The sequence below is a fragment of the Lysinibacillus sp. YS11 genome (assembly GCF_002896375.1).
GTDB classification, from domain to species: Bacteria; Bacillota; Bacilli; order Bacillales_A; family Planococcaceae; genus Lysinibacillus; species Lysinibacillus capsici.
Genome location: NZ_CP026007.1, coordinates 1,048,256 through 1,060,965, shown reverse-complemented (window position 1 = coordinate 1,060,965; position 12,710 = coordinate 1,048,256). Strand labels below are relative to the sequence as shown.

Here is a 12,710-nt window from a genome sequence, read left to right as displayed (position 1 = left end):
ATTCAAACTATATCATGTTCAGTTATTATGTAGTCTCTTTAACTTGAAAACTATTTTCCTCTCTATAGTCATTATCGGTTAAAAAATGTATTCCTAAAAGAAAAACTGTCACAAAAGAACGTGTGACAGTTTTAAATACTTATAATTGTTCAGTTTCCTTTTCTAACTGTTCATCCACAAAATCAAAGGTAAGTTTACCTAATTGTAATCCACGGATATCTCGAACAATTAGTTGAGCTACTTGATCATAATCTATTTCTCCACCAGGACCAAATACACGACGCAGCTTACCAATATGGTCAAAAGTATCCACTAACTCCTCATGGATAAACTCAAGACCGTAACGCTCTTCCATACGCTTTGGGTAATGATTAGATAAGAAGCGTAATCCATAGACAGCTAGGTCTTCCATATTTGTAATAGTATCCTTAATAGCACCAGTTAAAGCTAATTTAAAGCCTACTTCTTGATCCTCAAACTTTGGCCATAAAATACCTGGTGTATCCAATAGTTCAAGCTCTTTACCAACTTTGATCCATTGCTGTGCCTTTGTCACACCTGGTGTATTGCCTGTTTTAGCGATATTTTTTTTCGCTAATCGATTTATCAATGTTGATTTTCCCACGTTTGGAATACCCACAATCATGGCACGAATAGCTCTAGGCTTCATTCCTCTTGCTTTCATGCGATCAAATTTTTCTTTTAAAATATCTTGTGCCGCTTTTGTGACTTGCTGTAAGCCCTTGCCCTCAAGTGAGTTAATGGCTACTGCTTTATGGCCACGCTTTGCAAAATACTCTACCCATTTCCGTGTTTCTTGTTCATCTGCCATATCCGCTTTATTTAAGATCAAAAGACGAGGTTTTTGGTTAATGACTTCGTCAATCATCGGATTACGTGAGGATAGCGGTAAACGTGCATCTATTAATTCAAAGATAATATCGACAAGCTTTAATTTTTCAGTTACTTCACGTCGGGCTTTAGCCATATGCCCTGGAAACCATTGTATCGTCACAGCTATACCTCCTAAACTAAAAGAAAAAGGGAGTGATTATGCTCTCCCTTTCTTACATTACTTTACAATTTTTATATCACTAAATGGCCAGAAAATCAGACTAGTATTACCGATAATTTCTTTTTGGTTAACAAGGCCAATATGTCGACTGTCTTTACTATATCGACGATTATCTCCCATAACAAAGATATACCCCTCAGGAATGGTATTGCTATCCAAGGAAACATCAATGTCATTTAAGGTGAAATCTTCTGTTAAAGTCCCCTCTGTGATTTGTGCTTTATAGGCATCTAAATAGGGTTCTTCAATTGGCTCACCATTTATATACAATTGATCATCCTTATACTCTAATGTATCTCCTGGCAATCCAATTACACGCTTTATGTAATTTTTTTGTTCAGGTGCATGAAATACAACGATATCAAAACGTTTAGGCTCACCTATTTTATAACCAATTTTATTCACAATCATTCGGTCGCCATCTTCAAGGGTTGGCATCATGGACTCTCCATCAACTGCAATGGGTGTAAATAAAAAATATCGAATAACTGCAGCAATCGCAAATGCAATTAATAGTGCTTTTGTCCATTCCCATAATTCATTTTTTTCTTTCACTTGTTTTTCCATTGAGAATTGCCCCCTTGTCTAACACCATTTTAGATGATAGTGAATAAAGATGACAAGCAAAAAGAAAAGAGGCTTGAACACAAGCCCCTCACTTTTAAGTCATAATTATCGAATTTCTTTAATACGAGCAGCTTTACCACGTAGGTTACGTAGGTAGTAAAGTTTAGCACGACGTACTTTACCACGACGTACAACTTCTAAGTTAGCGATCTTTGGTGTGTGTACAGGGAATGTACGCTCAACACCTACACCGTAAGAAATTTTACGAACTGTGAAAGTTTCGCTAATTCCGCCACCACGACGTTTAATTACTACACCTTCGAAAATTTGGATACGTTCACGAGTACCCTCTACTACTTTCACGTGTACCTTAACAGTATCACCAGGACGGAAAGTTGGTAGATCAGAGCGAAGCTGAGATTTTGTAATTTCTGCAATAATGTTTGACATTGTTTTCTCTCCTTAGACAGATGCTCTTGCACGCAATCTATGCCACAGCGGAACACCGTAATTCAGTACTCCACATAGAAGTACAGATTAGATGTTATCATAAATAGATTCGGCAATCAAGCATCTAGACGATTGTTTTTTAGTTTTTCTAGATACAATTTTTGCTTGTCTGTTAATGGGTATTGCTCCAGTAAGTCAGGACGACGCTCAAAAGTTCTTTTCAGCGACTGTTCCTCTCGCCATTGCTCGATTTTAGCATGATTCCCCGATAATAAAACATCAGGTACCTTCATGCCACGGAACTCCGCAGGACGTGTATAATGTGGATGCTCAAGGAGACCTGTTGAAAAAGAATCCTGGATATGAGAATCCTCTTGTCCTAAGACACCTGGTAACAATCTAACTACGCTATCAATAACAGTCATAGCGCCTAATTCTCCACCTGTTAAGACAAAATCGCCAATGGAAATCTCGTCTGTCACGAGATGCTGACGTATACGCTCATCATAGCCTTCATAATGACCACATAAGAACACTAACTCTGTCTCCTGCGCTAGCTCCTCTGCTTTTTTCTGCGTAAATCGTTCGCCCTGAGGACACATTAATATGATACGTGGCTGTTTCCCTGCAGTTATAGCCTCTACTGCACTAAACATTGGTTCAGGCTTTAATACCATACCTGCACCACCACCATATGGATAGTCGTCAACCTGATTATGCTTGTTCCCTGAAAATGTACGAATATCCGTTACCTCTAAATTTACAGCTCCCTTTTCTTGTGCCTTCTTTAAAATAGATGCACCAAAAACACCTGAAAACATATCAGGGAACAGGCTCAATACATGAATATTCATCATAATAAGCCTTCCATAACATGAATGACTATTTTTTTGTCCCTAACATCAATATCTTTCACGATATCTTCTATATAAGGGATATAATGTTCTTTCTTAGTCCCTTTCACTACCCATACATCGTTTGCCCCTGTTTGCAGGATATCTGCTACTATACCGATTGTCTCGCCCTCTTCAGAAATAACTGTGCAGCCTATTATTTCATGGAAAAAGAACTCATTTTCTTCAAGAAGATCATCAGTCATTTGATCTTTTGTCACTTTCAGCATGCCTTCTTTAAATGGCTCAACCAAGTTGATATTGTTCATGCCTTCAAAAGTTAATAAAATAAAGTTTTTATGACGACGCATAGAGTCAATCGTTACCCAGGTTGGCTTCTTATCGTCTTTTTTAAAGGCAGCAAGCTTATTTCCTACTGCAAAACGCTCTTCTTCAAAGTCTGTTGTCGATAATACACGTACCTCACCACGAATACCGTGCGTATTGACAATTCGACCTACATTAAACCATTCCATTCTATTTCACCTCGTAAAAAACATGCTTATCTTCACAATGCATCTGGCTCATCCAAAAAAGGTTCCGTTCTTGCAGATGTGCTTTGGAAGAATGTAGTTTTAGCTAAGACTCATTTGTCTTGTCAACAATAATATAAGCAATATCCTTTATCTATACTCCTTATTTAAGCTTTAATTTCCACTTAAACAGAAGTTATAGCGATATGCTGATGTTAAAAAAAGATAAAAAAAGGAAGGAACCTACAAGCTCCCTCCTTTTTCGTCCAGATTTTACGCTTTATACTAAAAGGCCACTTTGAACTCCTAAGCGACATGTAAACACACCTATCAGGACTCACTAGTACTTGTTGCAAGAGCGTGAAAATCTTTTCTATTAATCCAATATATCGACGTAGGTCTTCTTTTGATGGTGACTACCTGCCGCTGAATAAACAATTGTACGAATCGCTTTTGCTACTCGCCCTTGCTTGCCTATGACTTTCCCTCTATCCTCTGGATGAACAAAAAGTTTATAAACAATTCGATTTGCATTTTCATCCGTCTCAATACGAACTTCTTCTGGATAATCGACTAACGGTAAAACGATTGCTTCAATCAGCTGCTTCAAAGACGTCGCCCCCGATTATTTACTGAATTTTTGGTTATGGAATTTTTCCATGATACCTTGTTCTGAGAACAGGTTACGTACTGTATCTGATGGTTTTGCACCGTCAGCTAACCATTTAAGAGCTTTCTCTTCATCAATGTTTACAGTAGCTGGTTGAGTTAGTGGGTTGTAAGTACCAACTGTTTCGATTTGACGACCATCACGTGGTGAACGAGCGTCTGCAACTACGATACGATAGAAAGGAGATTTTTTAGCTCCCATACGTTTTAAGCGAATTTTAACTGCCATTTTAATAGCACCTCCGAATAAGTTTCACACAAGATAGTATATTATCAATGTTTAGGTTGTTTGTAAAGGGTTTTTTCTTAACACCTAAAAATTATTATTTAAACAATGAATCAAAGCCTGGTAATTTCATTTTTTTCTTCCCTTTACCACTTGCCATTCCAGTCATTTGTTTCATCATTTTTTTCATTTCATCGAATTGTTTAATGAGACGATTTACCTCTTGAATAGATGTCCCAGAGCCTTTCGCAATACGCTTTTTACGGCTACCATTAATGATTTCTGGGTTGGTCTTTTCAGCAGGCGTCATCGAGTAAATAATGGCCTCTACACGCCCCATTTGCTTATCATCAACTTTTACATTATCTAAGCCTTTGATTTTGTTAGCACCTGGTAGCATTTTTAAAATTTCATCAAGAGGGCCCATTTTCTTGACTTGCTGTAATTGCTCGACAAAATCATCAAAAGTAAATGTTTGAGATTTAAACTTTTCTTCTAATTCTTTTGCCTTGGCTTCATCTACATTTGCCTGAGCTTTCTCGATAAGGGACAGAACATCGCCCATACCTAATATACGAGACGCCATACGCTCTGGATGGAATGGTTCAAGCGCATCCATTTTTTCGCCCATCCCGACAAATTTAATTGGTTTTTGCGTCACAGAACGGATAGATAATGCAGCACCACCACGCGTATCACCGTCAAGTTTTGTTAAAACAACCCCAGTAATACCGATTGCTTCATTAAAGCTTTCTGCTACATTGACTGCATCTTGACCCGTCATGGCATCAACAACTAGGAAAACCTCATCTGGCTCTTTTAATGCACGAATATCCTTTAACTCTTGCATTAGGTCTTCATCGATATGAAGTCGACCAGCTGTATCAATAATCACTACATCATGATGCTCTTCCTTTGCCAATTCAATTGCCTGACGTGCAATTTCTACAGGAGATACCTCAGTACCTAGCGCAAAAACAGGTAGTGATAACTGTTTTCCTAATGTTTGTAATTGTTGGACAGCTGCTGGACGATAAACGTCAGCGGCAACTAATAATGGTTTACGATTATATTTTTTTCGTAGAACATTTGCCAATTTACCTGTAGTGGTCGTTTTACCCGCACCTTGTAGACCAACCATCATAATGACAGTGGGTGGCTTCGTATTAAACTTAATGGGACTTTGTTCGCCCCCCATTAATTCTGTTAGTTCATCCTGTACAATTTTAATAACTTGCTGACCTGGTGTTAAACTTTGCATAACATCAACACCGACAGCACGTTCACTTACCTTTTTCACGAATTCTTTGACTACTTTTAAGTTAACATCCGCCTCGATTAAAGCAAATCGGACTTCTCGCATCATTTCTTTAACGTCTTGCTCTGACACTTTTCCTTTGCCTTTAATCTTTTGGATCGTTCCTTGGAGTCGTTCCGCTAATCCTTCAAAAGCCATTGCTTTCGCCTCCTAATCCCATTCTTTCAGCTGCTCAATAAGTGCTAGCTGCTCTTCAGCTGTCATACTTTTTTCTGTAATCCCCTGTGTTAGCTGTGACAGCATTTGGGTACGTTGTTGAAATTTTTCAAGTAAACATAATTTTTCTTCATATTCCTCAAGCATCGCTTCAGTTCGACGAATATTATCGTAAACAGCTTGGCGTGAAACACCATACGATTCAGCGATTTCTCCGAGAGAGTTATCATCCAAATAGTATAGCTCCATATAACTTCTTTGCTTATCTGTTAATAATGCTTGATAAAAGTCGAAGAGAAAGTTCATGCGTGTTGTTTTTTCAAGTAGCATCGAATGTTTCTCCTCCCGCTATTAGTCATTTGTATCATAACGAAAAGCGCCCGTCTGTGTCAAGGTAATCTCCTTGTCTAAAATCCTAAATTACAACTTTCAGGCATTTTTTGCCTTTGGCTAGTAATACTCTTTTAAACAAGTCAATTCACCTATACACAATCGAGCGTTTTTATCTATTATGTGTCAGTGTCACTTTATCCAATTTTGTTCAAAAGCTGAAGCAAACTAAGCATCCTGCTTTCTGAATAGAAAAGAGATATATGACATTCAAAACTATTCAGCCACTGTTAGCTGTTTTCATCATTATTTTGTAGTTCCTTATCCAAACCATCAGCAAATAGTCCATAGACATATCGTTCTGCATCAAATGGCTGTAAATCATCCATTTTCTCACCAAGACCCACAAATTTTACAGGAATGTGCAGCTTGTTACGAATAGCAAGAACAATACCCCCTTTAGCAGTACCGTCTAACTTTGTTAAAACAATCCCTGTCACATTCGTTGCCTCTTTAAATGTTTGTGCTTGAACAAGCGCATTTTGGCCAGTTGTTGCATCTAATGCTAATAATACTTCATGTGGAGCATTTGGAATTTCACGTGAAATAACACGATGAACTTTTTCAAGCTCATTCATTAGGTTCACTTTGTTCTGCAAGCGTCCCGCTGTATCACAAATCAACACATCCGCTTTTCTGTTTTTTGCTGCACGAATCGCATCATACATAACTGCTGCTGGGTCAGAGCCTTCTGATTGTTTAATAACCTCACAACCAACACGATCTCCCCATACTTGTAATTGATCAATAGCACCTGCACGGAACGTATCACCCGCAGCTAATACAACCGTTTTCCCTTGGGATTTTAAACGGTGTGCTAGCTTACCTATCGTTGTTGTTTTCCCAACACCATTTACGCCAACAAATAGAATAACAGTTAATTCACCATCTGGCTGCATAGTTAGTTCAATTAAATCTTCTTCACCTTGCTCGTAAATCTCTACAAGCTTCTCAGAAATCACAGCTTGAATGCCATTTGTATCTTTAATATTTTTACGTTGCACTTCATAACGCAGTTTATCCATGAGTTCCATGACTGTTTCAAATCCAACATCAGCCTGTAATAGTAAGTCCTCTAATTCTTCAAAGAAATCCTCATCCACTTTACGATAGCGTGCAACAAGGTCATTCACTTTTGATGTAAAAGAATTACGTGTTTTTTCAAGGCCAGCCTTGAATTTTTGTGTTATTGACCAAGCAGAAGGCTTTTTCTCTTCCATTGGTTCATCCTCTACTACTGCTAGCTCCTGAACATCTAGCTGTGCTTCTTCTATTTCAGGTGAGGGCTCGGCTTCCACGTCGACTTCTTTCACAATCGCCATTTCTGGTGATTCTTCATCTTGTTCAGACACTTTTAGATCAACGGTTTCAATGGCAGCAGGTTCGTTTGATTCTTTAAACTCTGGCTCCGAATGGTCAGATTCCTGTTCGTTGTCGGTTGCGTCTAACTTCTCTTCCTCTGCTGGATTACCCATTAATTTATCTTTTAAACGTTTAAAAAAACTCATGCTTGTTCGCTCCTTTGCTCCGCAAGTACGGGTTCATCTTCTAGTTTTACTGATACAAGTTTCGACACACCTGATTCTTGCATTGTTATACCATACAAGACATCAGCTCCCTCCATTGTTCCTTTACGATGAGTAATCACAATGAATTGTGTGTCGAGACTAAACTTTTTCAAATATTGGCTATAACGCACAACATTCGCTTCATCTAAAGCCGCCTCTACTTCATCCAGAATACAAAATGGTACAGGTCGAATATTTAAGATGGAGAATAGTAAAGCAATGGCCGTAAGTGCACGCTCACCACCAGAAAGCAAACTTAAATTCTGTAATTTTTTTCCTGGAGGCTGTGCCACAATTTCAATACCTGTTTCCAATAAATTTTGAGGGTCAATTAAAACCAAATCAGCTTGCCCCCCGCCAAACAATTCACGGAAAACACGTTTAAATTGCTCTCTAATAGCGTAAAACGTTTCACTAAAGCGCAACGTCATTTCTTCATCCATTTCTTTGATTGCTTCATGTAATGTTTCCTGTGCAGCAAGCAAGTCCTCTCGTTGTTCAGTTAAGAAAGTATGACGTTCTAGTACTCTATCATATTCCTCAATCGCACTTAAATTAACAGGTCCTAGCTCTTCAATGGATCTTTTTAACAATTTAACACGTCTTCGCACAAACTCTTCATCTTCTATTGCAAGAGCTTCTTTCTCAGCCTCTTCGAATGTTAACTGATAATTTTCTTCGAGTTGTTCAATAAAATTATCCATTTCAAATTCTACACGATTACGTTTTAACTCATTGGCACGAATTGCTTCAAGGTATCCTTTATGAATACGCTGTAGTTCCTTGAGTTGTTCTTCTAATGTAGAGAGTTCTTGTTGTTGTCCTATTTTCTGCTCTTTCTTTTCAGAAATAGTCTCTTGTAAGGCATCTCTTCTTGCTTTCCATGTCACAACCTGTTCCTCGACCTCTTCATCACTTAAATGATTTGTCGATTCATCAGATTGAAGCCACATTATTTCCTGAGAAATATTTTTAACTTTTTGTTGTGCTTTGTTTAATTGTAGTGCCAGTTCAGCAGTTGTAATTTGAACTTGTGACATTTGTTCTTGCATAACCGCTAGCTGTGAACGTTTTTCGGCAAGCTGTTCTCGTAAGACATCTTTCTCTGTCTCCCCCTGTAACTTTACCTTACTTAATTGTTCGACAGTTTCATTGATTTCGACAAGCTCTACAGCAAGGGTATTTAAGCGCTCCTCTGCTGCTTGCTTTTGTGTTAACAATGCTTCCTCACGTGTTTTTACATCTTTTGTTTCAGTTGAAGCAAAGGTTACTCTAGCCGATAAGCTTTTTTCTACGACTTCTAGCTCACGAATACGACTTGACTGTTGCATCTCATCTTTTCGTAATTGCTCTCCTTCAAGCTTTAATTGCTCTACTTGATCTCGCAGTACTGCAAGCTTCTCTTTTTCGGCTGCAACAGCCTGTTCAGCACTATAAATGGAAGCCTGTAACGATTCTAGCTTAATGATTAAATCATCTAACTCTGCTTTTCTTGTAAAGAGTGAGGATTGCTGTTTCAGTGCACCACCTGTTAAGGAACCCCCTGCATTAACAATATCTCCTTCAAGTGTGACAACTCGGTATCGGAAACCACATAATCGGGCAATTTGACTTGCGCCTTCTAAATTTGATGCCACGATGACATTCCCTAATAGATTTTCAACAATTGTTCGATTATCTTCATTAAAAGTGACAAGTGCATCTGCCATTTGAACAAAGGCAGGATGTTCAGTTGCTAGCTGAATAGTTCCTGGATTAATTTTGCGTGATTTCATGACTGTTTTCGGTAAAAAAGTAGCACGTCCAGCTCGTTTTTGTTTTAACCAGTGAATAGCCTGTTGCGCATGGCGCTCATTGGTTGTGACAATATGTTGAGAGGCAGCACCTAAAGCTGTTTCAATCGCTTGTGAATACTTTCCTTCAACTTGGATTAACTCTGCTACAGCACCCTCAATACCTTGTAAATCACCTTTATCTCGAGCAAGCAAGACTTCTTTAACACCTTGGAAGAACCCAGAAAAATCAGCTTCGAGTTCAGCTAATGTATCTTTTCTAGCCTTTAGTTGTTGTTGGTGTTGATACGCTTTGTACAACATATCCTGTTTTTCGCTAAAAGAAATATTGACATTTTTCAACTGTATTTGTAAGGTTTCATATTGCTCTAATTTTTTCTGTAAATCATTGGTTGTCAAAGCATGTTCAACCACTAGCTTTTCTTTTTCAGCAATGATTTGCATAAGCTCTTGTCCAATTTCATCTGTTTGATCGGACATTTTTGCCGCCATTGCCTTTTGTTGAGCTAATTGCTGATCGATATTTTTTAATTCATTCTTGACTGTTGCTTCTTCATTTAATGAATCAATATATCGATTTTTATAGTCTTCTATTTCTTCCTCGATTTCTGTCACAGACCGATTTAATGATTGTTCTAACTGCTTGATGCTCTGCTTTAATACTGATACGGCTTGTTGCTTCTCGGAGAACACTTCTTTTTTCTCCTGTTCTTGAACCAGGAGTAATTCTACTTCCGCCTTAGCCTCTTGTAATGTTGTATTCAGTTGTAATAGTTGATTCGATGCATTTTGGCGTTTTTCAGCCATTAATGCCTTACGACCATCCCAACGCTCTACCTCCATAGTGGCATTGACAAGCTCAGCCTGCGAAACATCCAAATAATCATCTAGATCTTTTAATAGCTTACGTATATTGGCGGTCTGTTTATCAATCATTGAAATATTTTGAGCTTGTTCTAGCTCTGTTGCAGAAAGCTTCGTAAATTCCTCTTTAAGCGCATGCAAAGATTGTGCACAATTTTTAAAATCATGCACAAGAATTGCAATATCAAAATCCTTTAGCTCAGAAGACATTTGTACATAATCTCTTGCACTAGATGCCTGCATTTCAAGCGGCTCTAATCGGTTGTCTAATTCATGGAGAATGTCTAATACACGATACAAATTTTCATCTGTCTCAACAAGCTTATGCTCAGCTTTTTTCTTTCTTATTTTATACTTTAAAACGCCAGCTGCCTCTTCAAAAATAGAACGACGGTCATCAGGTCGACTATTTAAAATTTCATCAACACGACCTTGAGAGATAATTGAAAATGCCTCTTTCCCAAGTCCTGAATCCATAAACAAGTCCGTAATATCCTTCAGGCGACACTGTTGGTTATTTAATAAATATTCACTATCACCTGAACGGTATACGCGTCTTGTTACACTGACTTCTGTATAAGAAAAAGCAAGTTGCTCATCAGTATTATCTAAAATAAGTGTTACTTCTGCAAAGTTGAGTGGCTTACGAGAGTCACTCCCAGCGAAAATAACATCTTCCATCTTTGCTCCACGTAACGACTTTGCCGATTGCTCCCCAAGTACCCAACGAATCGCATCTGTGACATTACTTTTTCCACTGCCATTTGGTCCAACAACGGCTGTAACACCAGGTACAAAATCAATTCCAATGCGTTCCGCAAAAGATTTAAAGCCAATCACTTCTAGTCGTTTTAGGAACATCTATTAAGCCTCCTCTTTTGCAGCTTCTTCACGCATCATCCGCATTGCACATTGTGCAGCTTGCTGCTCGGCTTCTTTTTTTGACTTTCCACGACCAATACCAAGCTCTTGTCCATTTAATAATACGCTTGATACAAAGGTACGATTATGTGCTGGGCCTTTTTCATCGATAATCTCATAATGAAGAAGTCCATTATTCGTTTGCTGTACCATTTCTTGCAATTGACTTTTAAAATCCATCACATGCGAAAAAGCACCGACTTCTACTTTTGGGAACACGATTCGTTCTAAAAATGACACGACCGTTTGTAAATCTTGATCTAAATAGAGTGCACCTACAAATGATTCAAAGACATCTGCAAGCAGCGCTGGACGTTCCCGACCACCTGTTAATTCCTCACCTTTTCCAAGTAATACAAAGCGTCCAAAGCCTAGCTCGTTAGCAAAAATCACTAGTGATGGCTCACATACAATGGAAGCTCTTAGCTTTGTTAACTCACCCTCGCTCATATTTGGGTATTTCTCAAAAAGATATTTAGAAACAGACAGTTCAAGTACTGCGTCTCCTAAAAATTCAAGACGCTCATTATCCGTAAATAATTTACGGCGATGCTCATTCACATAAGATGAATGCGTGAATGCTTGATACAATAAATTTTTATTAATAAATGTGATATTTAATTCATGCTGTAACAGCTCAAATTGGTTGCGTACTTTTTCAGGAAGTACGCCAGATTTCTGCATAGTTCCTTTTCTTTTCATAGCCATTGAACAAATCTGCCTTCCTAATAGTTTCTACCGTTTTAGTGTACCTTTTTCAGGGCGTTTATGCAAAAGTATTTCGGCTTAAACACAATGTTTTGGAAATTTTTCATAAAATTCCTCTTTATACAGCATGCATCTCCCATGAGAGAGAATTTTGAAGCTGACTGGTCATTAGATTTTTAACATAAAAAAGGGACGTTAATAGATCGAAAACCGATCCATTTCGTCCCCTTTAAATACATCTTCATTCATTGAATCTGCTCCTTCAAACAAGGAATACAGAAAAAGTAATTTCTACTTTATTCAAGCTACCATAAAACCATTGTATGATTACGATGACCATTACACCATTAGAGGTGATCTATTTTCACTAAATAAAGTTTTAACGAAATTAGTTTAATTTACTTTCGATGTATGAGATTGCAGTACCTACTGTTGAGATTTTTTCAGCATCTTCATCAGAAATTTCCATATCGAATTCGTCTTCAAGCTCCATTACAAGCTCAACTACGTCTAATGAGTCAGCACCTAAATCATCACGGAAAGAAGCTTCAAGCGTTACTTCGCTTTCTTCCACACCTAAACGGTCCACGATTACTTTTGTTACGCGTTCTAATACTGTAGACAAATGATTCACCTCCC

At 38.1% G+C, this 12,710-nt stretch carries 13 protein-coding genes; all 13 read right to left on the bottom strand.

All coding sequences use genetic code 11. The annotated features are described in order from the left end of the window. Nucleotides 1-139: 139 nt before the first annotated feature. Nucleotides 140-1,015: a ribosome biogenesis GTPase YlqF gene (gene ylqF, locus LBYS11_RS04895; protein ID WP_048391635.1), complete on the bottom strand. Its 876-nt coding sequence runs from the start codon at nt 1,013-1,015 to the stop codon at nt 140-142. Between the two features lie 57 nt (nt 1,016-1,072). Then, nucleotides 1,073-1,642, bottom strand: coding sequence for a signal peptidase I (lepB, locus tag LBYS11_RS04890; protein ID WP_048391637.1), 570 nt, complete (start codon nt 1,640-1,642; stop codon nt 1,073-1,075). 105 nt (nt 1,643-1,747) lie between these two features. Next, nucleotides 1,748-2,092, bottom strand: coding sequence for a 50S ribosomal protein L19 (gene rplS / locus LBYS11_RS04885; protein WP_004269407.1), 345 nt, complete (start codon nt 2,090-2,092; stop codon nt 1,748-1,750). 116 nt (nt 2,093-2,208) lie between these two features. After that, entirely contained in the window at nt 2,209-2,946 is a 738-nt protein-coding gene (trmD, locus tag LBYS11_RS04880) for a tRNA (guanosine(37)-N1)-methyltransferase TrmD (protein ID WP_066037837.1), read from the bottom strand. Then, nucleotides 2,946-3,461, bottom strand: a complete 516-nt coding sequence (gene rimM / locus LBYS11_RS04875) for a ribosome maturation factor RimM (RefSeq protein ID WP_054550508.1) — start codon at nt 3,459-3,461, stop codon at nt 2,946-2,948. The genes trmD and rimM overlap by 1 nt, the downstream gene beginning before the upstream one ends. Before the next feature lie 373 nt (nt 3,462-3,834). Further along, nucleotides 3,835-4,068: a KH domain-containing protein gene (locus LBYS11_RS04870; protein WP_004269410.1), complete on the bottom strand. Its 234-nt coding sequence runs from the start codon at nt 4,066-4,068 to the stop codon at nt 3,835-3,837. A gap of 15 nt (nt 4,069-4,083) precedes the next feature. Then, complete coding sequence (gene rpsP / locus LBYS11_RS04865) at nt 4,084-4,356, bottom strand: 30S ribosomal protein S16 (protein ID WP_004269411.1); 273 nt, start codon at nt 4,354-4,356, stop codon at nt 4,084-4,086. Between the two features lie 94 nt (nt 4,357-4,450). Then, nucleotides 4,451-5,809, bottom strand: a complete 1,359-nt coding sequence (gene ffh / locus LBYS11_RS04860) for a signal recognition particle protein (RefSeq protein WP_048391641.1) — start codon at nt 5,807-5,809, stop codon at nt 4,451-4,453. Between the two features lie 12 nt (nt 5,810-5,821). Then, a complete protein-coding gene (locus tag LBYS11_RS04855) occupies nt 5,822-6,157 on the bottom strand; it encodes a putative DNA-binding protein (protein WP_048391643.1) in 336 nt (111 codons plus the stop codon). Nucleotides 6,158-6,447: 290 nt separating this feature from the next. Continuing rightward, nucleotides 6,448-7,725, bottom strand: a complete 1,278-nt coding sequence (ftsY, locus tag LBYS11_RS04850) for a signal recognition particle-docking protein FtsY (RefSeq protein ID WP_103117575.1) — start codon at nt 7,723-7,725, stop codon at nt 6,448-6,450. Then, nucleotides 7,722-11,303 carry a chromosome segregation protein SMC gene (gene smc, locus LBYS11_RS04845; protein ID WP_103117574.1) on the bottom strand — a complete coding sequence of 1,194 codons (3,582 nt, stop codon included), beginning with the start codon at nt 11,301-11,303 and terminating at the stop codon, nt 7,722-7,724. The genes ftsY and smc overlap by 4 nt, the downstream gene beginning before the upstream one ends. Nucleotides 11,304-11,306: 3 nt before the next feature. Continuing rightward, a complete protein-coding gene (gene rnc / locus LBYS11_RS04840) occupies nt 11,307-12,071 on the bottom strand; it encodes a ribonuclease III (RefSeq protein WP_012293239.1) in 765 nt (254 codons plus the stop codon). Between the two features lie 388 nt (nt 12,072-12,459). Next, nucleotides 12,460-12,696 carry an acyl carrier protein gene (gene acpP / locus LBYS11_RS04835; RefSeq protein WP_009371143.1) on the bottom strand — a complete coding sequence of 79 codons (237 nt, stop codon included), beginning with the start codon at nt 12,694-12,696 and terminating at the stop codon, nt 12,460-12,462. Between the last annotated feature and the right edge of the window lie 14 nt (nt 12,697-12,710).